Source organism: uncultured Roseivirga sp. (assembly GCF_963973945.1).
Lineage (GTDB): Bacteria > Bacteroidota > Bacteroidia > Cytophagales > Cyclobacteriaceae > Roseivirga.
This window is the reverse complement of the sequence record NZ_CAXBBV010000003.1, coordinates 1-25,609: the sequence shown is the minus strand read 5'-3', so window position 1 is coordinate 25,609 and position 25,609 is coordinate 1. Positions and strand designations below refer to the sequence as shown.

The following is a 25,609-nucleotide window of genomic DNA, read 5'->3' as shown; positions in this document are numbered from 1 at the left end:
TCCTTTTTACGAACTTTACCTCCCGAAAATACAACACCAAGTTAAAATCAAAGCATGAAAGTCTCAGGTCATATTATAGATGTAAGGAACAGAAGGTTGTTCAAAGGCATCCTCCACATCAAAGATAATAGAATAGAAAGAATTGAGCCATCAGATACTGTGGACGGTCAATTCATTATGCCTGGATTCATCGATTCACATGTTCATGTGGAAAGTTCGATGCTGGTTCCTTCAGAATTTGCCCGACTTGCGGTAGTTCACGGAACCGTTGCTACGGTATCTGACCCACATGAAATTGGCAATGTATTGGGTGTAAAGGGCGTGGAATACATGATTGAAAACGGGAAGCAAGTAAACTTCAAATTCAATTTTGGTGCACCTTCATGTGTACCTGCCACTACTTTTGAAACCGCAGGTGCCGAAATAACTTCTGATGAGGTTCGATATCTTCTGGAAAAGGATGAAATAAAATATTTGGCCGAAATGATGAACTGGCCGGGTGTTCTTTTCAATGACTCAGTAGTTCATGAAAAAATCAACATCGCCAAATCACTTGGTAAGCCGATAGATGGTCACGCACCGGGTTTAAGAGGCGAAAAAGCAGAGGCATATGTAAAAGCGGGCATGTCGACCGACCACGAATGCTTTACCAAGGAAGAAGCATTGGACAAACTAAAGCACGGAATGAAGATTGCCATTAGAGAAGGCAGTGCGGCTAAAAATTTCGAAGCACTAATCGAATTGCTTCATGATCACCCTCAAATGATCATGTTTTGTTCTGATGACAAACACCCTGATAACTTGGTAGAAGGCCACATTAACTTGCTGGTAAAAAGAGCGCTTGCCAAAGGTCATGAGTTATTCAATGTACTTCAAGCAGCCTGCATTAACCCTATAGATCATTACAATTTGGAGGTAGGTAGTCTTAGGGTTGGAGACTTTGCCGACTTCATTACAATTGACAACCCGAGTAATTTCAATGTTTTGGCCACTTATATCAATGGTGAAAGGGTAGCCGAAAATGGGAAGACATTAATCCCAAGAGTCAGTAACAATATCGTTAACAATTTCAATTGTGAACCTATTCTTGAGTCACAGATTCAAATCAAAAATAAGGGCGGTAAAATCAATGTGATTGAAGCGCTTGATGGGCAATTAGTAACCAACTGCATTGAGACTGAAGCTACTACAGACCAAAATGGAAATTTAGTATCCAACATAGAAAATGACATTCTTAAACTCGTGGTGGTAAACCGCTATCAGCCAGCCAAACCAGCTATAGCGTTTATTAGAAATTTTGGATTAACAGAGGGAGCAATTGCCTCAAGTGTGGGACACGATTCCCATAACATTATTGCTGTGGGTGTTACCGATGCAGACATTGTAAAGGCGGTAAACCTAATTATTGAGGCCAAAGGTGGTGTTAGTGCTGTTTCTGAAAAAGAAGAAAGCCTAGTTCCATTGCCTGTAGCGGGCATTATGAGTGCTGAGGATGGTTACAAGGTAGCAGAGGCTTATTCGGCAATAGATCAAATGTCCAAGCAGATGGGAAGTAAACTAAATTCACCGTTTATGAGTTTGTCCTTTATGGCATTATTAGTGATACCATCATTAAAGCTTAGCGATTTAGGTCTGTTCGATGGCGACAGCTTTAAGTTCAAACCATTATTTGTTGAGCATTCGTAACAATTTAATAACGGGCGTTGGTTATCGTAATTTTTAATTGCGTTAATTTTGGCTCCTTAAAATTACAATTATGAAAAAGTTTATGTTCTGTCTTCTTTTGGGTTTGTTCGCCTTTCCTTCCATGGCGCAAAACCCTGAGTTAAAATATCCTCAGGACCCCAATTTGGCTGAAGAAGCAAAAAGAAGACTTGCTTTATCTTTAGATGACATGTCATTAGAAAGATATAGAGAAGCTGCCAACTCTCTGGCTTGGCTGTTGAAAAACGCACCAGACCTTTACGAAGGACTATATATAAATAGCTATAAGGCTTACGAAGGAATAGCGGAAAAAGAAACCGACCCTGCCAAAAAGGGAGTCTATTTAGACTCTATGTTTACCGTATACAAGTTGAAAGACGAAAGATTTCCACTTAGTGATACGGAAATAAACAATGTGGCTTTCAGGTATTACAAGTTTCATAAGGATAATGCAGAGAAGTATGATGAGGCCCTAAAGGCTTTTGCTAGAGCCTTTGAAAACCCTGATGAGGTAATCAATAACAACTTGGTGGCCTATATGGACATCCTAAAAAGGAGTTTTATAAAGAATAAAAATGTGAGCGAGAATGAGGCTTTAGATATCCATTCTAAAATCACAGAAATTATAGAAAATAGAATTGCAGAAGGTAAGGATGTGTCTAGGTTCGAGCAATACAAAACAATAATAGACCAAGCGCTTACATCTATCATTGACGTTAATTGCGAGTTTATCGAGCAAAAGCTTTATCCTCAGTTAAAGGAAAATCCATCAAACATAAAATTGGCAAAAAGAATATTTCAGTTGTCATTAACGGCTAAATGTTCCGACTCTGATTTCTTTATGGAAGCTGTAGAAGCAGTACATAACGCTGAACCTACCTCTGGATTAGCGGGTATTATTGGTAGAAAAAAACTAGCAAGTGAGCAATACCAAGAAGCAATCAAATATTTGACAGAAGCCATTAGCTTAGAAACGGATGTAACGAAAAAAGCAGAGACCAGCCTTTCTTTAGCAAAAGCATATGCTCTTTCTGGAGAAAAAGCAAAAGCCAGAGATGAGGCCATTAAAGCTGGATCGCTCGATCAAAGCGTAATTTCTGGAGCTTACAACCTGATTGCCACAATGTATATGGGCAGTTATGAAGAGTGTAAACAAAATGTAAGTCAAGTTGCTGATAGATCGGTTTTCTTTGCTGCCTATGATGCCTATAAGAAAGCCGGAAACAAGGAAGGAATGGCAAATGCCGAAGCTCAGTTTCCTACAAAAACCGAGATTTTTGAGTTAAATTTAGAAGCTGGAGCCCCAATTAAGGTAGGCTGCTGGATTAATGTTACAACTACAGTTAGAACCAGACCCTCAGAATAATGGCTATAAGAGATGACGCGGAAGAGTTGATTAAAGAACTCCGAAAAAAAATTGATGAATTGATAGAAAAGGCTAAAGATGCATCGGGAGATGTTCGCGAAGAAATGGACGACACCATTGAAAAGCTAAAAAGACAACGCGACAAACTCGAAGAAAAGATGGACGACTTTAGAGTTAAAAACGAACCGAAAATAGAGGAGGCCAAACACCATTTAAAAAATGCCTTAGATGAAATAAGTAAAGCCTTTGAGAAAATGTTTAGAAAAGGCCCAGGTGCAGAAGAAATGAAAGATTAGGCCTTTTCATACCCTAAAAATTTAAGAGCCAGTCGTGTTTTTAAGACTGGCTTCTTTATTAAAACACCCCGTTGGAATAACCTTCCAGAAAAAATAAGTCCCGCGTTTTCCTATATTGCAATTAGCTGTGATATTGATTGGTCATTATATATCACCTTTATAGAATTCGAAAACCGCCTCCTTTACACCAATGCACAACCCTAGCAACAACCGCACAAAAGACCGCAGTGAATTATTCGTTGAACAGGCTCCTTCAGCAATTGCCATGTTCGATCGTGAAGTACGCTACTTGGCAGCTTCACAACAATGGCTAAAAGACTATAACCTCGAAGGCTTAGACATTATTGGTAAAAGCCACTATGAGGTTTTCGAAAACATAGGTCAAGAATGGAAGGACATTCATCAAGAGTGCTTAAAGGGAGCTATCAAAAAAAGACAAGAAGATTCATTTGTTACCAATGAAGGAAAACTGCAGTGGATTACTTGGGACGTAAGACCATGGTATACCGAAAAAAATGAGATAGGTGGTATTCTTATGTACACCGCAGACATTACCCCTATTAAAAAGAAAGAACACTTATTATCTAGGTACCAATACCTACTTGAAAAAACCAACGAGGTTGCCAGTATAGGCACTTGGGAAGTTGACCTTAAAGAAATGACCGTAATGTGGAGTCCTGTAACTCGAGATATTCACGAGGTTGATGATGATTTTGAACCAAGTGTTGAAGATGGAATCAATTTTTATAAGAAAGGAGAAAGTAGAGATACCATCTCAAAATCCTTTCAAGCCTGTATAGATAAAAAAGAGACCTTCGACTTAGAACTTGAAATCATTACAGCAAAAGGCAATCATAGGTGGATTCGAACTGTTGGAATTCCTGAAATTGAGAATAATCAAGTCATTAGTGTATATGGGGTTTTTCAGGATATTGATGAAAAAACCAAAGCCAATAAACTTCTAGCTCTTCAAGAAGAACAGTTTCGCCAAACATTTGAGTTTGCTGCCAATGGAATGGCATTAGTGGGTCTTAAGGGCGAATGGCTACAGGTAAACAAAAGCTTAAGCCAGATCATTGGTTATCCTAAAAATGAATTGGCAAAACTGACTTTTGCCGACATTACGCATCCTGAGGATTTAGAAAAGGACTACAGTTTGCTAAATCAGCTTATAAATGGCGAAATCGAAAGCTATCAAATGGAAAAAAGATACTTCCATAAAAAAGGCCATATTATTTGGGTTCTGCTTTCTGTTTCTATGGTGAAAAACAGCATGGGTTCACCAAGCCATTTTGTATCGCAAATCAACAATATTACAGAAAGAAAACATGCGCAATTCCAACTGCAAGAAAGTATAAGTAGACTACAGGGTATTCAAGATGCCAGTACCCAAGTAAGTATTATTGAAACCGATTTAAACGGAGTGATTAAATCATTCAACCGTGGTGCTGAAAACCTATTAGGTTACACTGCAAGTGAAATGATAGACAAAGAAACTCCTGAAATCATTCATTTAAAATCTGAAGTTAAGGCCAGAGGTATAGAACTTTCTGAGGCTTATAATATGGATATTCAGGGTATACAAACCTTGCTTTATCAAGCAAAAAAAGGGCTTTACGAAACAAGAGAATGGACCTACATTCGAAAAGATGGTTCAACGTTTCCTGTTCAGCTGACTGTTACCGCAATAAAAGATAGCAATAACGAAATCAAAGGCTATTTGGGCATAGCCACAGATGTCTCTAACCTTAAACGAGTAGAAGAAGAAGTAAAATCTTTGCTAGACGTGACCCAAGAACAAAACGACCGTCTTCTTAATTTCGCCCACATCGTATCTCATAATCTCAGATCTCATTCAGGAAATCTTTCTATGCTCACAGAGTTAATGAAAATGGAAGTACCAGAAGCTACTCAAAACCCATTCTTCCCATTACTCACAGAAGCTTCAGAAAACCTAAAAGAAACAATACAGCACTTGAATGAGGTGGTAGCCATGAGTACCAAAACCAATGATAATCTACTGTCATTAAATCTGCTGGAATTTATAAAAAAGGCGCAAACAAATTTACACGCCTCAATTTTGGAAAGCCGCACTCAAATAGAAATTAATGTACCTTCTTCTATTTTTGTAACAGCTATTCCTGCCTATTTAGAAAGCATTTTTCTTAACTTGATGTCCAATGCTGTCAAATACCGGTCACCCGATCGACCCAACCGAATTACTATTGACACAGAAATAGAAGAATCATTTGTTGTTGTCAAGTTTACAGACAATGGCATGGGCATGGATATGAAGTTACATGGTCGCAAACTTTTTGGTATGTACAAAACATTTCATGGTAATGAAGATGCCAGAGGAATTGGCTTATTTATTACCAAAAATCAGATTGAGGCAATGAACGGTAAAGTAGAAGTTGAAAGCGAACTTAATAAAGGAACAACATTTAAAGTGTATTTAAAATCATGAAGAAGATTGATATAGCCTGTATTATAGATGACGACCCAATTTTTGTTTTTGGAGCTAAAAGAATGATGGAATTAGCGGACTTCTGTAATGGTTTTATGGTATTTCAAGATGGTAGAAAAGCGTTAGATGGACTATCTGCAATAGTTGCTTCAGGAAACAATTTGCCTGAACTTATTTTACTCGACCTGAATATGCCAGTAATGGACGGATGGCAATTTTTAGATGAGTTTACCAAAATAAAAACCGACAAAAAAATCACCCTTTACATTGTAAGCTCTTCAATTGACAATGAAGATTTTAATAAGGCCGAAACTTATGAAGTGGTCAGTAATTACATTGTCAAACCGATTACAATGGATACCTTAAAAGGTATACTTGAGGATTTTTAACTCAAGTATATCTTCTCATTTCCCCCTTTGTGACTATTCCTCTCTAAGCGTATCGGCTGGATTGGCTTTAGATACCTTCATAGAAAAGAACAAAGTCACCAACAGGTTCAGAACGAAAAACCCAGCCAAAGCCAACACAAAAATTATAGGTTGAATAGAAACCCGATACTTAAATTCAGCCAACCAATCTTGCATAGCGTAAACTGTGATGGGCGTAGCAATTAAAAAAGCGACAATCACCAAAACGCCATTCTCTTTATTCAACAAAAGAATAAGCTGCCTCATAGAAGCGCCTAACACCTTTCTTACACTGACTTCCTTTTTTCGCTGCTCAGCAGAATAAGTAGCCATGGCCATTAAACCCAATAGAGAAATGAATATAGCCAAGCCAGAGAAGGTATTAAACAAAGCCACTTGATCTGCTTCTTCTTTATAGTATTTTTCTATTTCATCATCTACATAACTAAACTCAAAAGGCCTATTCAAAAGGCTTTCGTACTTGACTTTGATTTCTTTAAGTGTAGCCTGATGCCCTTCCGCCTCAAAGCGGATCAATAAGTTCTCATTCCACCAACTTTCTTTACCCAATATTACAGAGGGTAGTATTTCATCCTTTAATGAAGAAGAGTGAAAATCTTCAATTACAGCTACCACTCTCATTTTATAGCCTGCATATTGGTACACATATTTTCCAATCACACTTTCATCTTTCCAGCCTAGGCCATCGGCAACGAGCTTGCTAATTACAATTTTTGTAGAATCAAGCTGTTCTATCTTAAATCCTTCTTCTGATTCCAGTACTTTCAATCCCAATGTATTGATCACATCTTCATCTCCTAACACAAAGGACACTTCAACATAAGGTGGCCGTTCCTCGACATCACTATCGAAATAGCCTGCAAAAACACTGCTCCAGGTTTGCATTCCGTACATCCAGTTGGTTACTGTGGCTTCTGAAACGCCCGACATACCAAGTACTTCATTCTTAAAGACTTGAGACTTCCCTTTCAAGTCTTTAAAAAGCGGAACATAGACCAGCAGTTCTTCATCAAAACCCATTTTCTGCTCTTTCAAAAACTTCATTTGAGAATGCATAATGAGTGTAACTAGAATCATAATACCCGCCACTAAAAACTGAAAACCAACCAACACTCTTCTTAAGCCACCCTTGCCTGCGGTTCCGCTCATGTTGTTTTTCAATAGCACTAATGGCTTATATCTGCTAATATAGAAAGAAGGGTAAAGCCCAGTTAACACACCAATGGTAAGCCCCATTAAAGGCACAAAGAGCAAAAACTCTAAGCTGAAATATTTCAATTCCACAGTCTTGCCCAACAAACCATTCATGATTGGCAGTAGTCTTTCCGTTAGGGCAAAAGCAATAACTAGAGCAATTGTGGTCACTACTACTGATTCTACCAATTGATACCAAACCAGTTGAGATTTTTGAGCACCAATCACCTTTCTAAGCCCAATTTCCTTGGCCCTTTTCAGAGAACTGGCTGTAACCATATTGACATAATTGATCACTGCCAAAAGGAGAATTACCAGACCAATACCAGAGAATAGATAGACAAAGCGGATGTCACTTTGGTCTGTCAGGATTGCGTAAGTAAAACCAGCATGAAGCCTTTGGTCGGTAATTGGCAATAGTCCAAACACATCATCTTCTACAAAAATACCGTAGCCCGATTTTGTCTTGAGCTCATTGATCATTTTCACCACCTGTGCCTTGTCATTATCTTCTGGAATTTTAAGGTAAGTAAGTGCAGAAGTCATTCCCCCTGGTGTTTGGGTATCCATTTCAGCCACACCGCTCCGAATCACCATATCGAACCTGAGTGAGCTATTATTTGGTGGAGTTTCACTGATTCCAGTTACCACTAACTCTCTTTCTTTATTTAGAGTAACTGTTTTTCCAATGGGGTTTTTCTCACCAAATAGTTTTTCGGCAAAAGCGGTGGTAATTACTGCCTGATAAGGCTGATCCAAAACCGATTGAGCCACACCTTCCACCAGTTTAAAATCCAGCATTTCAAAGAAATTAGCATCCGAAAAAATCACCTTGTCGGAATAAATGCGTTCATCTCCAACAGTTAAGAGGCTCTTTTTTCCACCACTAATCATTCGCACTGCGGACTCCACTGCAGGAATATCCGTCAAGATAATCCCTGCTAAATCTGGTGCAATTCCTCCTAGTTTTACCTCTCGCGTAGTGTCAGTAGCATAAACTCTGTAGAGCTGCTCATGATTTGTATGAAACTTATCATAACTCAGTTCATCCCGAACATACAAAGTGATCAGCAAAAAGGCAGTAAGGCCAATGGTTAACCCAAGCAGATTGATAATACTGTAGAGTCGTTCCTTACGCAGTTTTCTAAAAATAATGGTCAAATAATTTGATAGCATATTGCTGTGATTTAGTAATTATTCTTCTCTAAGCGTATCGGCTGGGTTGGCTTTAGATACTTGTAATGACTGTAAAAGCGTAACCAACCAGCTCAAGGCCAGAAAGCTTAAGAATGCTCCAATAAATAAGAATGGTGTGATATCAATTCGGTACTTAAACTCGGCTAACCAACCCTGCATGGCATAGTAGGCGATGGGCGAAGCGATGAGAAAAGCCAAAACGACCAGAAGCGTATACTCTTTATTCAGCAAAAGCAGCAGATTTTGAATTGATGCACCAAGTACCTTTCTGATGCTTACTTCTTTTCTGCGCTGCTCTAAAGTATATATGGTTAATGCAATTAAACCCAAGAGTGAAATAAAAACTGCCAGCCCCGAGAAGATTTGAAAAAGCATAAACTGGCCTTGTTCTTTTTTGTAGAATTCTTTGATTCTATCATCCAGATAGTAAAACTCAAAAGGTCGTTCAGCTAAGCTCTCGTACACTTCTCCAAACTCTTGAAGAACTTGTTGCATATTCTCTGTGTCCATTTTCAGCAAAAGATTGTTAGCCCCCCGATCCACTATTGGAATAATAAACATAGGCTCTATTTCCTGCTTTAGTGAAAATGTATGGAAATCGTCAATTACTGCTACAACATCCATTGGTTCACCTCTAGACGAATACACCCTTCTACCAAGCGGGGCTTCTGTCCACCCCATCTTATCGACTAAAGATTGAGTCACAATCATTTGCCCCTGATTAAATTCTTTAGAATCAAAGTTTTCTGCTTTCTGAAGGAAATTCAGTTCAAGTATCTCAGGATAATCTTTGTCAGCATAAACTAAGTGAAATCGATAAGGCTTAGTTTCTTCATTTTCACTATCTGGGCCATCAAAAAAGCTTGATGACGTTGAGTTCCCTACCGTCCAACCTGTAGCACTCGCAGATTTGACTCCTCCAATCCGTTCGGCTTCATTTTTAAGTGTCTGATATCCCCCTTGTATGTCTGAATACAAAGGCACCTGAATTACTAAGTCTGGATTAAAACCTAAATCCGTTGTTTTCAAGTAATTCATTTGACTAAACATGATAGCCAGCACCACTAACAACAGCCCAGAAGATACAAATTGAAACAACACCAAGAACTTTCTTAAATAACCCTTATTGCCAACCGCAGCCGTAGCTTTGTTCAAGAGTGCCAAAGGCTTAAACTTTGAGATATAAAACGCTGGATATAAACCAGCCAAAATACCTAAAGCTAAACCAGCCATAAACACCCAAACAAAAAACTCAGAACTACTATATTGAAGGGCAATCGACTTGTCGAGCAGTTGGTTGTAAAATGGCAACAAACGTTCGGCAATGGCAAAAGCAAATACAAAGGAGACCAATGTAATGAATACAGATTCTAATAGTTGATAGAATATTAGTTGAACTTTATTCGCTCCAATCACCTTTCTCAAGCCAATTTCCTTTACCCTGCGCATGGATTGGGCCGTTACCAAATTGACATAATTGATGAGTGCGAGAAGTAAAACCACCAAACCAATACCCGAGAATAGCCTTACATAACGGATGTCATTTTTTGAAAATGCATCGTTCAGGTATGGTGCATAGAGTCTTTGATCCGTATAGGGCAGTAATTCATAGGTATATCCCTCTAACATATCACGATACACTGGCTTATCAATTACCTTCGTTATCCCAGCACTTACTACCTCTTTTGAAGTGCCATCGACAAGAGATACATAGGTGGTAATATTTCTAACCACATGCCTCTCTTCCCAAACGTTTTTGAAATACCCCCTTTCGTATACCAACATTTCAAATTGAATCGTACTATTTTTTGGAGGATTAGCGGCAACAGCAGCCACTGTATAAACCTGATCTTTATTCATCTGAATTTCTTGACCGATTGGATTGGTATCCCCGAATAATTTCTCTCTCAAACTTTGGGTTATCACCACTTGATTTGTTTCTGAGAAAACAGTCTTTCTATTGGCATTGAGTAAAGTGAAATCAAAAAATTCAAAGAAATTTGAATCAACAAAAAACACATTTTCTACATTCAGATTCCTTTCTCCAAATTTCAACAAAGAGACCCCTCTACCGGCAACCCGGGTATGCCCATCAATTTGAGGAATGTCTTCTCTGAAAAATTCAACAAAGTCACTGGCAATGGTACTTTTGTATTTCTCCCCATTTTCGCTACTAATCACCCGATAAATGTTCCCCTTGTTCTCGTGGAAATTATCGAAACTGAATTCATCGCGCACATAAAGCGCAATGAGTAAAAATGCGGTAAGCCCTACGGTAAGCCCAGCAATATTCACAAAAGAATAGAGCTTCTCTTTCCGTAGTTTTCTGACAATAAGTTTAAGGTTGTTCTTGAACATGACTTTAAGGTTTACTCGTTGCGCAAAATCTCTACTGGGTTTTCATTTGTCACTTTTAAAGAGGGGAAAAGGGTTACCAACCAACTGAGAAGCAAGAAGCCGAAGAAAGCTCCCACAAAAAGCAAAGGGCTAATACTTACGTTGTATTTGAATTCAGCCAGCCAATCTTGCATGGCATAATAGGCAACAGGGGTTGCGATTAGAAAAGCAATCACAATTAGAATTGTATACTCCTTATTGAGCATAAAAATCAGTCGCTGAAAGGTAGCTCCTAGCACTTTTCTAATACTCACTTCCTTTCTACGCTGTTCAATTATGTAAATGGTAAGCGCGACCAAACCCAATAGCGAAATAAACATGGCAAGAAACGAGAAGGCTTGAAACAGCTTAAACTGACCATTCTCTACTTTGTAGTAAGAAGCTATTTTATCATCTACATAATAATATTCAAATGGGCGATCTGTAATGGATTGATACGATTTACCCATTTGAGCTAGAGATTCCTTAGCCTCATTGGTATTAAGTCTTAACAGTAAGTTACTAGCAAAAGGATATGAAAAGCTTTCTATCACCAAAGGAGCTTTTTCTTCTTTCATGGAATAGGTGTGAAAATCTTTTACCACAGCCACAACTTCCTTACTTATATTTCCATACTGAAACACCTTTTGCCCAACGGCATTTTCAGGCCATCCGAATACTTTGACTAACGATTCATTGACGATTACCTGATGCTCGGAAAGGGTTTCTTCTTGATAGGCTTTAGAAGCATAAAGTACTTTTAACGACATGGTCTTTAAAAAATCCTTATCCGCTTGGACCATATCTGACTCCGTGACAATAGGCTTGGGTTCAACTTCTTTGAGGTAGGCATTATTAAATCGATCAGATGAGGTACCTCCGCCAAATCTCCAATCATTGGTACTGATTGACTGAACTCCAGGCACCTTCAAAAGCTCTGACTTTAATAGTTCAGCTACTTCTAGACTGTTGTCATACAGGGGAATGGAAATTAAATTATCCTTATCGAAGCCTAATTTTTGGGTATCTAAATACCTCATTTGGCTCGACATAATAACCAACGTAACAATCAAAATCGCTGATACGGTAAACTGAAACAAAACAAGAATCTTTCTAAACAGCCCTTTGCTCCCTATTGATGTGGCTGATTTTTGCAGTAGTGTTAATGGACTGACCCTGGTAATAAAAAAAGCAGGATAAAGACCCGACAAAAGACCTAAAAGCAGACCAAACACTAAGGTCCAGATGACAAAGTCTGAGCTTAGATAATTAAGTGACACCTGTTTGTTCAAAACAGAATTAAAAAGGGGTATTATTCTTTCTGCAATCGCAAATGAGCCAACAAAAGAGTTAAAAGCGATTACAGTGGACTCAAGCAAATGATAGCGAACCAATTGACCTCTTGTCGCACCAAGCACTTTTCTTAACCCTATTTCTTTAAAGTTCTTAATGGATTGAGCAGTAACAAGGTTGATGTAGTTAATTACGGCCAACAGTAAAATGACCAGACCAATTCCTGTAAAAAGAAATACCACTTTTGCATCGTTGGTTTCAAGCGGGTCTCCTTCGAAGTTCGAATACAGTCGAATATCGTTTAAACTTCCTAACTCATAATAAACATCTCCCTTCACCCTGAAATAATCAGGTTTTTGTCTGATCCCATTATTGACTTTAGATTCAAGGTTTGCCACATCAGCGGACTCAGGCACCATTAAAAAAGTGGTAGCAGCCGCTAAATAGCCTTTGCTAAAAGTATTCTCAAACGTTTTATCATCTCCTCGCGCCACCAGATCGAATTGGATAGAACTATTCTTCGGCACATCGGCACAAACACCCAACACCTGATACTTATCGGTTTTATTAAATGTAAGTTCTTCCCCAACCACATCAATTCTACCGAATAATTTCATTGCGAAACTTTCCGTTAACACTACACTTTTGGGACTTGCAAGAACTAGCTCAGGTTTACCATTCAGGACATTAAAGTCGAAAAAGGAGAAGAAATTGGCGTCACTATAAATCAATCCTCCAGTATAAAAGGCCGATTCTCCAGTGGCTATTAGGTTATTTAACCCTTGAGTTTTTATTCGGACAAAAGACTCAACTTCTGGAGCGTCTTGCTGGATGTATTCTGCAAAATCAGGAGGAGTATAAGTATTTCTCTTTGTAGAAACCTCATTAAAGTTCGTTAGTCGATAGATCTCATTCGCACGAGAATGAAATTTATCAAAACTCAGCTCATCTCTTACGTACAAGCCTATCAGCAAAAAAGCAGTAAGGCCTATAGTCAATCCTAAAATATTGACGAAGGAATAAACTCTTTCTTTGCGGAGTTTTCGCATCACTAATTTCAAATGGTTTCTAAACATGACTTTAAGGTTTATTCATTCCGAAGAGTGTCTACTGGATTAAGTCGGCCGGCTTTAAGGGATTGAAAGAGAATGGTGGAAAAAACGATGAACAGGGTTATTAGCCCAGTAAACAAAAACACTTCAGCAGAAAGTGAAATGCGATTGGCAAAGTCATCGAGCCAATTTTGCAAGGTATAAATGGAAACTGGAAGGGCGACAACAAAAGCAATCGCAATAAGCTTGGCAAAATCCTTAGAAAACAATTGGACGATATCGATTACTGATGCACCCAATACCTTGCGGATACCAAACTCATGGAAACGTAGATCAACCGTGAATACAGCTAAGCCAAATAAACCAAGGCATGACACGATCACAGCCAAAACTGAAAAGAAAAGCATATAGGAAAAACCTTGATTTTCTTCACTCATCAATTCAGCATAGTTAGATTCAAGCGCCTCCCATTCTAAGCGTTCATCACTGTAACCTACCCAAGTCAATTTTTCCCAGACACTTTCAACAAACGCTTTTGCTGAATTCTGATCTTTCGATCTAATTGTAAGATAGCTGTATAAATTAGGCTGTGACTCTACGATAATAATTGGGTCAACCGCTCTTCTTAAATCATTAAAAAAGAAATCTTCTATTACTCCAACAACTTTATACTTACCACTTATCAATTCTCCAATAGGCTCTTCAAGCCCAAATACTCTTGCAGCCATCTCATTAATAAGCACAGGCCTAATTAAGGATTGTTTTTTGGCTATTGAGTCTAAATTTAACACGGTAGAAGTACCTATTTCTGCACCCGAAAACATTGTGCCTTTGCTCAATCTAAACTTCATCAATTTTAAATACTCAATGTTAGCGCGCATTATAACAGCATGGTGTTCGTTGCCATTCGCGTCTTTCAATGGCATAGGGACTTGCTTTACATCATCCATTGGTAACCTACTAGAGAACCCAAACTCTTCAATTAATGGGCTTTTCGACAATTCATTTTGGAAAGCGCTAATTGTACTACTTCCATCTCTTGGATTGGATAAATAGAAAAGACCATTTGTGGTTAAAATCCCATTATCATCATAACCTAGGTCTCTATTCCTTAGGAAATCAATTTGCAGGAACATAACGATAACCGCTGCGATTAAGCTAATGGAGCCTACAAACTGAACTACCGTAGCTACTTTTCTAAATCCTGTTGCATTAAAAATACTGAGCTCGTTTTTCGGCAATCCTTTTCTCATGAGAATGAAGGACTTATTGCTGGATAAATAAAGTGCTGGATAGATCGCTGAAAGAAGTGTGAGCCCCACAATAAAGAAAGCAGCGCCCATCAACCATTCGCTAAAATGAAGGACAGAAAACTCCACAAATGAACCTCCAAAGTCGGCACTCAATTTGATCACCAATTCTACTACACCTAAGGCCAGTATGGCCGAAAGCAACACAACGATAAAGGCCTCAATTAAAAACTGACTAATCAATAGCCCACGATTAGCTCCCAAAATACGTTTCACGCCAACCTCCTTAAATCTCACGGTAGCCTTCGCTGTTGATAGGTTAATGAAATTGATGACCGAGATAAGCAAAGCGGCAATACCAACAATAATCATCGTAGTCAATCTACTCTGATCAAGTTTTGGCATTAGATTGAGCATGGCCTTGGATTCCGTCCTTAGTTCATCCAAAGACTCAATCATTAAGCCTCGATAAGCCGGGTCTTTCTTCCAACCTTCAATGCTTAGATTTCCAGCTTCATCACCCTTCGTATGTGGATAAATATATTTTAGAACGATTTCATCCATACTTTGCTCAAAACTGTCTCTGTCAGTAGCTTGATTGATTCTTGCGTAAATGTGTTTCGAAGCACCTCCCCAAGCTTTCGTTTCGTAAACATCAACTTTAGCGTTGTGCATAATTGCATCAACATCTAATTGAGTTTTATAGCGTGGTTTTTCAATTATTCCATTTATCAAATAAGTATCCCCAGCATACGTCACTACTTCTCCCAACACATCGGTCGACCCGAAAAGCTGTATTGCAAATTCATTTGTAATTACGGCAGTACTGGGTTTACTTAACACCGAAGAAGCATCTCCCACTATTACTTTAAAATCGAAAACCTTTAGAAAGTGAGCATCTGTCCTGATAGCATCAGCCATCAAGCTTTTATTATCATCAGTGGCCAGATCAGCCTTACCTTTTGTAAAAGCCGTAATAGCTTCAACCTCCGGTATTTCATCCTGAACTAAGGCAAGGTTTGGAGTACTTACTGCCATCCCATCCATCATTCCTTGTATTTCAGAGTTTATTTGAAAAACATCCTCCTTATTACTGAAGTCACTTTCATAGCTTTTCTCCTGATAAACATAGAGCGAAACCAAAAAAAAGACCGAGAGCCCTATGGTAAGGCCAGTTAAATTGAGTAGATGAATTAGAGGCGTTTTCCTGAAACTTCTAAATGCGTATTTGATCAGTTGAATTATCATAGTCATAGGATTTATTCGTTGCGAAGGGTGTCTACTGGGTTAAGTCGCCCTGCTTTAAGAGATTGGAGCAGCACAGTGGTTAATGCAATTATAATGGCCAGAATGCCCGTAAAAAACACCATCTGATATCCAATATCGATTCTAGCGGAAAAATTATTCAACCATGCTTCCAAGAAGTAAATGGTCAAAGGCATAGAGATGACAAATGCGATAAAAATGAGTTTCATAAAGTCCCCACTAAACAACTTTACAATGTCCGTTATTGATGCCCCCAGCACTTTCCTTATCCCAAACTCCTTAATGCGCTGATCTACTGTGAAAGCGGCCAACCCAAAGAGACCAATACAAGAAACCAACACTGCGAAAATTGAAAAGGCTAAAACCGTGTTAAAAGAAGCTTCTTCTGCCTCCACAAGGCGCTCATAGTTATCATTGAGCATATAGTAATCGAGAGGTTTTCCAGTCATTCCCGCCCAAAGAGTTTCTACCTGATCTATAACAGCAGCTTTGTCGGTTACCTTAATCAATATTGGATCACTAATCCCCGGTTCTCGTTTCTGTTCAATTACGAGTGGCTCAATTTCCCCATGTAAATCCGTGTAAACAAAATCCTTTACTACACCTATAATTACATAATGTTGCAGCCTTTTCCCTATCGGGTCATTCTCTATTAAAAGTACTTTAACAGCTGCTTCATTTACCAATATGGGTATGGGGCTATCACTTCCTATTGCTTTACTTTCTCCTACTGTTCCTCCATCATAGTTTCTTTGAATGACCTGGTAAGGCGAGCTATCAAAGTTTTGACCTTGTAGCAAGGTCAAATTCATAGCTTCTAATAATGATTGATCTGCGGAAATATTATAGTGAAAGAATGGTATGTCATTTTCATCTTTCAACTCTATTGGAGCATCCCATTTACTCAAACCGCTTGGTACAAGAGAAATAAATGAGACTTGCTCAATTCCAGAAATTCGTTCCAACTTATTTTTAAAAGCCGCCTTTTCATTTTTTAGAGAAAATGAATTAGGGATTACAATCACATTATCAGAATGATAACCTATGTCTCTTGTTCTTAAAAAATCTATTTGCAAGAACATTGTAATCACAGCTCCGATTAAGCCAATTGAAAACACGAACTGAATTACAGTAGCAAACTTTCGCAGCAAGGCGGCATTAAAAACACTGAAACTATATTTCGAGCTACCACTTCTGAGTATAGTAATGGTCTTCCCACTAGACAAGTAAATCGCTGGGTAAAGCCCCGAAAGCAAGGTTATACCAACAACCAAAATAACAATGGCGCGCATGGTTTGCCCAGAATGTAAGACGGAAAACTCCACAAAATTACCAAAAAGTGTGGGTTTAATTTTAACCATCAATTCTGTAATTGCCAGGGCTAAAACAGAAGCTAAACCAATCGTAAGAAAAGCCTCTATCATAAACTGACCTACAAGTAAGAGTCGAGAAGAGCCCATTATTCTCTTAATCGCCACTTCTTTCATTCTGTTAGAAGCTCTTGCTGTACTAATATTTACAAAATTAATTACTGATATAAGAAGGGCTGCAATGCCTACTATTAACAAAGTGTTGGTTTGGTTAAGGTTGGCCTTGGGCATTAAGCCAGTTTCTGTCTCAGATTCGTACCTAAGTGATCTTAAAGACTCCGCAAAATACCCTAAGTAAGCCTCACTACTTCTCCAGTCGCTGAATGCCATACTTCCGTCCGAGACAAACAATGGATAAATATATTTCTCATTCAATCGATCTAGTTGGCTATTGATTTGATCAACTGTTACATTGGCATGCGTTTTCACGTAAACATAAGAACCAATGGTGCCCCAAAACCCTTTACCTAGGTTAGTCTGCCTTATCTGCGAAACCAAAAGATCAAAATTCAGTTGAGTTTTATACTTTGGGTTTTTACTAACTCCTTTTATTATACACTCTCTGTTCTTGCCAATTCTAAGTGCCTTTCCTATTAAGTCTGTTGTACCAAAAGTATTCAGTGCCATTTGCTCGCTAATGACAACCGAGTTGGGCTCATTGAGTACTGTTTGTTGGTCGCCAACAATCAAATCAAAGTCAAAAACTTTAAAGAACAGTGAGTCGGCACTAATTACCGTTTGCTTTGTATAAGTTTCGTCCTCAAAATGGACTTCTTGGTTACTGCGATGCGTAAACACCGTAGTATATTCTACTTCGGGCATTTCAGAAGTCATTATGGGAACATTAACAGAGGTTATGGCTCTGTTTCCCATATTATAAAAACTTGTTCCGATTTGATAAATCCTTTCATGACCTGTGAAGTCGTGCTCATAAGTAGACTCTTGGTAAATGAAAAGGGAGGTCAAAAAGAAAATAGACAAACCGAAGGTCAAACCAATAACATTCAGGTAGTTCATCAGTGCTGACTTTCTAAAACTCTTAATGGCAAATTTGAAGGTTTGTTTGATCATAGCTTTAAGGTTTATTCGTTCCGAAGGGTATCTACTGGATTAAGTCGGCCAGCTTTGAGGGATTGGAAAAGGATGGTAGAAAAGGCGATCATTAATGCCAAAATACCTGCAAGGATAAAAGCACCTGCAGATAATGAGATTCTATCGGCAAAGCTTTGCAGCCAAGCATTAACACCCCAAGTGGCCAAAGGAATAGAAATCAAAAAGGCAATACCAATTAGCTTCAAAAAATCGAAAGAGAAGATACTAACAATATCGGAAACGGAAGCTCCAAGCACTTTTCGAATACCGAATTCATGTAGTCTTTGATCAGCTGTAAAGGCGGCCAGGCCAAATAAACCGATGCAAGAAATGAGAACAGCTAAAATGGTAAAAGCCAGCACTGAATTGGCCGATTGTGTTTCTTTCTGAAACTGGGCATCAAAATTTTGCTCCAGCATTTTCGATTCTAAAGGAACCGCTGTAAACTGACTCCAAATATTGGCAATGGCTTCAGTCTGTACTTTATTGACATCCAACTGAATGGCCAACTGCCCTCCTTCTGTAGCGGAATAACTGAACAGTGCTGGGCCAATTTCGTTGCGAAGAGAACCGTAGTGAAAATCCTCCACTACCCCAATAATTTGGTAATAATTGCCAATCACTTCTCCTACTGGATGTTCCAAACCCAGCAATTGAGCGGCAGCATTGTTAATAAGCACCAGTGAATCTGAAGTAACAAGTTTATCCCTAAACCACTCTCCTTCTTTCATCTTTAAACCGAGTGTAGTTTTGTAGCTCTCATCTACAGTAAATGCAGCAAAGACTACCGTATTATTGGCATCTAGCATTATAGAGTGCACATCATCGAAATTACCGCCTGGTACTCGTTTGCTATAGGAAGCCGATTTTACTCCTGGGATTTTCAGCAATTCATTTTTGAATGCCTGCTTGCCGTCTTTCAAATCTTGAGCATTACTAATCATCAAAACTTGATTTTCGGCAAAGCCTAAATCCTTATTTTTCAAATGTACTAACTGACTGTAAATGAAAAGCGTGGCGATGATCATTCCCGAAGAAAGCGTAAACTGCGTAATCACAAGTCCGTTTCTGAGCAATTTCGCCACATTCAGATTAAGCACTTTTGAAAGGCGCATGCCTTTGAGTAAGGGCACCACCTTTACCGAGGAAAGGTAGAACGCTGGGTACAAGCCAGCGACCAAGCCCACTAACAAAACACCCAATCCTATATAGGCAAGTAAGGTAGTGTTTGAGAAAAGCGAAAGGCCGATCACAGACCCAAAATAGGCATTGATACCGTAAATCATGACTTCAGAAAGCCCAGCGCCAATCAGGGCAGAAAGAAGCGTAATCAATAAAGATTCGGCCAAAAACTGTAATACCAACCCTTCTCGCTTCGAACCCAAAACCTTCCGAACTCCAATTTCTTTAGTCCTGGAAGAAGAACGCGCGGTGGTCAAATTCATGAAATTGATAATAGCAATCGTCAAGATAAATACCGCGATAATTGATAGGGTGGTAAGCATTTGTGGATCTCCACCAGCCGACATTTCAAAAGACAAATTGGAATGGAGGTAGATATCCCCAATAGGCTTTGCCATAAACTGAATACGATTTTCGTTCACAATCCAATCTTCAAAACCCATATCAGGCGAAGGCTTGAAAACCACTGGAAATACATGAGTTTTGGCCAGTTCATCAAGCTTGCTATTCAAGGTTTCAGGAGATACTCCAGAGGCCAATTTCACATAAGTATAGCCTGCAATACCGTACCAACCACTTTCGGCTGAAAACTCTTCTTCCTTTTCAGGATACACGAATAAATCAAAATCGAGATGTGATTTAATCAAAGGCGTAGATGCTACAGCACTAATGATCAATTCATCTTTTCCTTTCAGTTTGATTGACTGACCTATCACATTCTTTCTCCCAAAAATCGTTTCGGCCAAAGCTTCTGAAATCACCGCAGAACCAGGCCCATTTAAAGGGCTGGCTTGATTTCCCATTAAAAGTTTATAATCAAACAGTTCAAAAAAATCATTCTTCGCCCGAAGGGTTTTGTTCACTTTAATTCCTCTTCCATTAAGCAAAACTGTTTCGCTTACATTCAAGTGTACCCGAGTAGCAGCTTCTATTTCGGGAATCTCATTCAGCTTAAATTGTAAGTTGGGGCTGGTTACGGCCACCTGCCCCATGCTTAAAAAGTGTTCTTCTAAACGGTAAACCCGTTCCCTATTCTCAAAACCTTTTTCAAAAGTATTTTCCTGAAAAACATACAGGGAAATGACCAAAAATGATGCGATACCCAAACTAAGTCCTGCAACGTTCAGAAAAGACATCATGCTTTTCCTCCTTATATTTCTGGTCGCTATTTTGAAAAAGTGTATTATCATTTTACTCGTCTCTAAGTGAATTGACAGGATTGGCAGTAGCGGCCCGCATGGAACGATAACCAGTAGTGGCGAGAGCAATCAAAAGCGATGCACCAATACTGATCAAGAAAATAATTGGGCCAATTGCAATTCGGTACTCGTACTGCCCAAGCCAACTGTTCATTCCCCAATAGGCCAATGGAGCGGCCAACAAAAATGACAGGCCAACTAAAACAATAAACTCAATTGAAAAACGCCCCATCAGATTTGCTACGGTAGCCCCCAAAACTTTACGGATACCAATTTCCTTGGCTTTTTGATTGGCCATAAACGACACCAATCCATAAAGACCCAAGCAGCCAATGAAAATAGCAATGAACGCAAACACAGTTAACATTTGCGACATTTTCCTTTCTCCTTCATAGAAGTCGGCAATTTGTTTATCTAAGAAAGTATAGTCGAATTCATATTCTTCATGAATTTCGTTCCAAATGGTTTCCAGTTCAGAAATCACACTGGCTGAACTTTGTCCGTTAATGCGTAGTCCTAGGGTTCTAAAGTTCTCTTGTCGGTTAAACATGGCTACAGGCTCAATGGCCTGAGATAGAGTAGTAACATGATAATCCTTTACTACACCAACAATTGGAGCAGTCATGCCCCATAGCTTCATTCGCTCACCGATAACTTCATTCGGGTCAGTAATGCCAAGTTTTTTCAAGAAGGTCTCATTTACCACATATTGGTTTACGGTATCACTTTTCATTAACCAATCACCAGCTACTAGCTTTAAGCCATAAGTTTCTTGAAACTGATCGTCAGCCATTTTCACATGGGTATTAAGCTCATTTACTGCGCTATCTATGCCATAGTAAAAGGCGTTGGTTACCGACTGAGAACCAGAAAATGGAGGTTTATAATTAAAAGAGTGAGAAACAACACCCGGAATGTTCTGAACTTTTGAATCCCACAGATCGCGAGTTGCTTTATCATTTTCGGCCAAATTGATATTCAGAATATATTCTTGGTCATATCCCATATCTACCGAACTGAAATAATCCATTTGCTGTACCGCGACTACAGTTCCGAAAATCAAAATCTGACAAATTAGAAACTGCGTAAAGACCAATGATCTTCTAAAGAATAAATTGCCTTTCCCTTTTGTCATACTTCCCTTAAGAGCATAAATGGGTTTTGCGCTCGACAATACAATGGCAGGATACAAACCAGCCAATACAGATACGGCAAAAAGAACAACAAGCAAATAGCCAAGAAGGGCTAAGTCTGTAACAGGATTAAAGGGCACTTCAATACCGATAAAATCATTAATGGCCATAGGCAAAAGCCTTTCTGTAAGTGCCATTGAAATAAACAAGGCAATAAGTGTAATGGCGAATGTTTCGCCCATAAATCGCATAACCAATTGTTTACGGCTACTCCCAAGCACTTTACGCATTCCTACTTCCTTGGCACGTTTTACGGCCATGGCGGTAGACATATTAATAAAGTTAAAACAGGCGGTTACAATGAGTAGGATGCCGATAATGATATAGGCATACAGAATTGCTTTGGGTACTTGGCGCTGGCTAAATACCCCAAAACGTTCGTCAAAATGATATTCATTAAAAGGAGCTAGTAGAAATGTGCGCGCCTCGCGAGTATCCTTGTCCCAGTGTTTTTCTATAAAGTCTGGAAACTGGGCATCAATTTTTGCTGGATCTACATTGTTTTCTAGAAGCACAAAAGCTACGTTATCGCTTGAAATACTCCCCCAATTATTAAACTCCTTAGGATCATTCGCTTTTTTTGTTTCCATAGAAATGAAAATACCAAAAGGAAAGTCAGAGTTTTTGGGAGTGTCTTCCATTACGGCTACTATCTTCAAGTCCGTTTCCTTATTCAGTTTTATGGTTTGTCCTACCGCAGATTGATTAGGGAAGTATTTATCGGCCAGTGTTTTGTTTAAGGCTACAATATTGGGTTGGTTAAATACCGACTCGACACTACCCTCTAGCAGTTTCCAGTCAAAAATATTGAAGAAAGAGGGTTCGATGTATACCAATTCTGGGTCCTCTTCATAGTATTCAATTTTACCTCCATTATTTACTGAAATGAGGCCATAGCGTTCGTGAGAAATCAAAGTAACTTCCTTCACCCCTACTATTTCGTCTTTGATGGAAGCAGGCATAACCAATGGCACTCCGCCTTGAGAATATTCCCTTCCGTCTTCTACATCAATGTGGCCAACCCGATAAATAGACTCTATATTTTTATGGTATTGGTTAAAGCTGCGCTCTTGTTTTACAATCAAGAACATGACTAAGCTACATGTAATACCCAACGTTAAGCCGCTAATATTAATGAGCGTGAAAGTTTTGTTTCGAACAAAATTTCTGACTAAGATTTTAAGATAATTTTTGACCATTGTACCTTGAGTTATTGGTTATTATTTATTGGTTAAAGAGAGCTCACTGGGTTTTCTTCCCTCTTTGGGCTTCCTTCTAGTTTTTCTCTATTCATTCCTTAAAATATCTACTGGGTTGGAAAGTGCTGCCTTTATGGATTGATAGCCAACCGTAAAAACTACGATAAGCATTGAAATACCAATTCCGATGGCAAAAACTCCAGCCCCCACCTGAATTCGATTGGTAAATTCGGCCAACCAAGCATCCAATAAATAATACGCTACAGGAACTGCGATAAGTGACGAGAGGGCAATCAACACGAAATAGCTTTTCAGAAAATCCAAAAACAATCCCGAAACGGTTGCTCCCAAAATTTTTCTGATCCCGATCTCCTTATATTTCTGAAGGATGGTAAACGCACTGAGGCTAAATAACCCAAGGCCAGCGATAAGAATAGCAATCCAGGTAAAGATTTGGATCACATTCCCGAATTTCTGCTCTTTTTCATAATTGGCCTGAATTTGATCTTCCATCATGGAATACTCAAAGGGTTTATTCGGCTCCAATTCTTCCCAAGCCTTGGTAATTCTAAGCACCGTTTCCGCCCTGTCCGATTCATTTATTTTAATATTTACAGCCCCTAAGTATTGAGAGCTCCCTGGTAGAATGATCACGGGCAAGGGTTCGCGCTTGAGGTTAAATTGTAAGTCTTTAAAAACACCTATGATGGTATTTTCCACATACTGATACTGCTCGTTTGCCAATTTAATTTTTCGTCCAACGGGGCTTTCCCAACCGATGGTTTTGGCCACAGATTCACTGATGATTACAGAGGAATTTTTATCATCCTCACTTCCTTCAATAAAACCTCTCCCCTCAATTATCTGAACTCCCAATACTTTAATCGCATTCATGGCTACCCTATCATAGTGGACGTTCAACGATTGACCTTCATTATCTTCTGTCCATTGAATAGGGATTTTGGAACTACCTATGGAAGGAAATGGTGAAGAGGTAACTACTTCCACACCCGGTACTTTTTCTATGGTTTCTTTTACAATATCATAAGATACTGCCCGAGGACGATAAGCCGAAACAACGTTGGAAGGATCCATCCCGATTTCACCCTCCATAAAAAAATCGATTTGGTTCTTAATGATCTGCGTACCGAAAAGCAAGACCATTGTAACTACTAACTGGAAGGCTACGAGGTATTTCCTGAACAATCCTTTCCCAACAGCTCCCTCGCCCTTCATTAATTTCAGGGTTTTAAATCTACTGGCAAACAAGGCCGGATAAAGCCCCGCAAAAAGGGTAATTGTCGGAATCAGCATTATCAAAAAGAAAAGCGTAAATCCGTCAGAAAAATAGTTTAAGCTCATGACTTTTCCAGAGAGCGCGTTGAAGTTTGGTAAAAAGAATTCAGCCAAAGCCGCAGCAATAATGACGGAAATACTCACCAATAGCATAGTCTCCAGTAAAAACTGAAACCTGATTTGCCCTTGATTGGCACCAACTACTTTCCTTATTCCAACCTCCTTTAAGCGAGCAAGCGATTTGGCGGTAGAAGAATTGATATAATTGATACATGCTAACACAAGTAGGAATATTCCTACGGCAGAAAAAATATAGATGAAGTTCTTGTTTCCTCTAATGCCAGAAGCCGTATGAGATACCTGAGTATTGAAATATAGTTCTCCAAAATTCTCTACAGGAAATTCAAAATCACCTTCAACAAAACCATTTTCAACAGCCATACTCATGACCTGTTTAGAAAATTCTGATTCATCCACCGCCTCTTTCAGCTGCATATATACATTTCCTGAACCCGACCAGCGCCAAGGGTTGGCCGACTTTTGAACAGGAATAATGACATTAAACTGAAACCTTGAATTCTCAGGAATATCGTTCAAAACACCCGTAACGAGTCTTTCTTTTTCTTCATTGGCCATTTTGAAAGACATTCCTACCACATCTTCCTTTCCAAAATATTTAAGGGCCATGTACTTAGATAGCACAACCGCATCCTGAGTGGACAAGGCTTCTGATGCAACTCCATATTTCAATGAGAAATCAAACATCTGAAACAACTCAGTACTTGCACTGTAAAACTCCTTTTCAAAAACTTTTTCTCCTTCATATTCCATCAAAACATCGCTTCCTCCAGACACAGTCGCTACTGATTCCACCTCTGGCATAGTCTGTTTTAATAGTTCAGCCAACTCACTTGGAAAATCCATGCTAAAGCCATTTTTGTTGTAAGTAAAACTGCGGTAGATTGTATCGTGGTTTTTATGAAACTGATCGAAGGTGAGTTCATTCCGCACAAAGAGGGCGATCAATATAAATGCAGCGATGCCTACTGACAAACCAAGCACATTGATCATCGTAAAAATCGGGCTCTTCTTGAGCGACCTTACTGTGGCGAAAAAGTAGTTTCTAAACATAGCGGTTATCAGTTATCAGTTATCAGTTATCAGTTATCAGTTATCAGTTATCAGTTAT

Annotated in this window: 13 protein-coding genes; 5 read left to right on the top strand and 8 right to left on the bottom strand. The window is 39.0% G+C overall.

Going from position 1 to position 25,609, the window contains the following annotated elements:
* Positions 1-54: 54 nt before the first annotated feature.
* The 5 genes from ade to AAC026_RS06395 all read left to right on the top strand — a co-directional run bounded on the left by ade (position 55) and on the right by AAC026_RS06395 (position 6,222).
* Positions 55-1,686 carry an adenine deaminase gene (gene ade, locus AAC026_RS06415; protein ID WP_339696060.1) on the top strand — a complete coding sequence of 544 codons (1,632 nt, stop codon included), beginning with the start codon at positions 55-57 and terminating at the stop codon, positions 1,684-1,686.
* A 70-nt stretch (positions 1,687-1,756) separates the two neighbouring features.
* Positions 1,757-3,070, top strand: coding sequence for a hypothetical protein (locus AAC026_RS06410; RefSeq protein ID WP_339696057.1), 1,314 nt, complete (start codon positions 1,757-1,759; stop codon positions 3,068-3,070).
* Positions 3,070-3,366, top strand: a complete 297-nt coding sequence (locus tag AAC026_RS06405; RefSeq protein WP_339606024.1) for a hypothetical protein — start codon at positions 3,070-3,072, stop codon at positions 3,364-3,366. The genes AAC026_RS06410 and AAC026_RS06405 overlap by 1 nt, the downstream gene beginning before the upstream one ends.
* Positions 3,367-3,556: 190 nt before the next feature.
* Positions 3,557-5,833 carry a PAS domain S-box protein gene (locus tag AAC026_RS06400; RefSeq protein WP_339696054.1) on the top strand — a complete coding sequence of 759 codons (2,277 nt, stop codon included), beginning with the start codon at positions 3,557-3,559 and terminating at the stop codon, positions 5,831-5,833.
* Positions 5,830-6,222 (top strand): response regulator, encoded by a 393-nt coding sequence (locus tag AAC026_RS06395; protein WP_339696051.1) that lies wholly within the window; start codon positions 5,830-5,832, stop codon positions 6,220-6,222. The genes AAC026_RS06400 and AAC026_RS06395 overlap by 4 nt, the downstream gene beginning before the upstream one ends.
* A 33-nt stretch (positions 6,223-6,255) precedes the next feature.
* On the opposite strand, the gene AAC026_RS06390 is transcribed toward AAC026_RS06395, so the two are convergent.
* The 8 genes from AAC026_RS06390 to AAC026_RS06355 form a co-directional block, all read right to left on the bottom strand.
* Complete coding sequence (locus tag AAC026_RS06390; protein WP_339696048.1) at positions 6,256-8,631, bottom strand: FtsX-like permease family protein; 2,376 nt, start codon at positions 8,629-8,631, stop codon at positions 6,256-6,258.
* Between the two features lie 18 nt (positions 8,632-8,649).
* Positions 8,650-11,010, bottom strand: a complete 2,361-nt coding sequence (locus AAC026_RS06385; protein ID WP_339696045.1) for an FtsX-like permease family protein — start codon at positions 11,008-11,010, stop codon at positions 8,650-8,652.
* A gap of 11 nt (positions 11,011-11,021) precedes the next feature.
* Complete coding sequence (locus AAC026_RS06380; RefSeq protein ID WP_339696042.1) at positions 11,022-13,397, bottom strand: FtsX-like permease family protein; 2,376 nt, start codon at positions 13,395-13,397, stop codon at positions 11,022-11,024.
* A gap of 11 nt (positions 13,398-13,408) precedes the next feature.
* The gene (locus tag AAC026_RS06375) at positions 13,409-15,871 is read right to left on the bottom strand and encodes an ABC transporter permease (protein ID WP_339696039.1); all 2,463 of its coding nucleotides are present in this window, start codon (positions 15,869-15,871) and stop codon (positions 13,409-13,411) included.
* An 11-nt stretch (positions 15,872-15,882) separates the two neighbouring features.
* Positions 15,883-18,330: an FtsX-like permease family protein gene (locus AAC026_RS06370; protein WP_339696036.1), complete on the bottom strand. Its 2,448-nt coding sequence runs from the start codon at positions 18,328-18,330 to the stop codon at positions 15,883-15,885.
* An 11-nt stretch (positions 18,331-18,341) separates the two neighbouring features.
* A complete protein-coding gene (locus tag AAC026_RS06365) occupies positions 18,342-20,672 on the bottom strand; it encodes an ABC transporter permease (RefSeq protein WP_339696033.1) in 2,331 nt (776 codons plus the stop codon).
* 52 nt (positions 20,673-20,724) lie between these two features.
* Entirely contained in the window at positions 20,725-23,124 is a 2,400-nt protein-coding gene (locus tag AAC026_RS06360) for an ABC transporter permease (RefSeq protein ID WP_339696030.1), read from the bottom strand.
* Between the two features lie 87 nt (positions 23,125-23,211).
* Entirely contained in the window at positions 23,212-25,551 is a 2,340-nt protein-coding gene (locus AAC026_RS06355; RefSeq protein WP_339696027.1) for an ABC transporter permease, read from the bottom strand.
* Positions 25,552-25,609: the final 58 nt, after the last annotated feature.